This window comes from Oleiphilus sp. HI0061 (genome assembly GCF_001635675.1).
The window spans coordinates 1-615 of sequence record NZ_LWFE01000098.1 but is presented as its reverse complement, the minus strand read 5'-3'; the positions used below and the strand labels follow the sequence as shown (position 1 = coordinate 615).

1 protein-coding gene is annotated in these 615 nt (G+C 41.0%); it reads left to right on the top strand.

The window, feature by feature from the left end; all coding sequences use genetic code 11:
* Positions 1 to 215: 215 nt before the first annotated feature.
* Positions 216 to 542: a hypothetical protein gene (locus A3735_RS01220; RefSeq protein ID WP_068515457.1), complete on the top strand. Its 327-nt coding sequence runs from the start codon at positions 216 to 218 to the stop codon at positions 540 to 542.
* The last annotated feature ends 73 nt before the right edge of the window (positions 543 to 615 follow it).

Genomic DNA, 615 nt, shown 5'->3' with positions numbered 1-615 from the left:
ACCTAGCTATGAAAAAGTCGAATATTCAGCTCAATATGATCGAAAAAAACTGATCAATTTTTTTTGGATCTTTAACCAAACGGCTGGGGGAAAGCATGGATTTAAATTGCCACTCATAAATACTTCGGATACTTCGAAGTATTTATGAGTGAATAACTTATGGATACCTAGGGTAGTTGGTCGTTAGCATAGTAAAAAAACACGGAGTTGAAATTATGCTGTACCTAAATGTAAGTGAGCACGTAATGCGTAACTGGAGCAGAACAGTCGATCTTTACTATTCCTTTCACCTGAGTGGCATTAACACTGATATTGAATCAGTAAATCTGTTGATAGAGGAACGCCAACAAGAACATGATAATAGAGCTCTTTACTACTGTGAGCTGAATATTCACCCATGTGTAGGGGAGCACTTACAGCTAGCGGTAGAGAGCGAAAATTGTGGTGTCGCGATTGAACAGAGCTTTGCCAAAGCAAAACGTTATATGCTGCGCCGCATGCGCGGAATTTCAGATGAAGCGGCAGCTAAGATGCTTGGCTAATAGATGAAAAGCTTCGTCGTGCTGCATCGGTAATTGCAACGACAGCCGGATGTTTCAATTTTCGCTCTGGTGA

Bases quoted from the DNA above. Each gene is read 5' to 3' on its own strand.
- A3735_RS01220 (WP_068515457.1), top strand. From the start codon at position 216: ATGCTGTACCTAAATGTAAGTGAGCACGTAATGCGTAACTGGAGCAGA.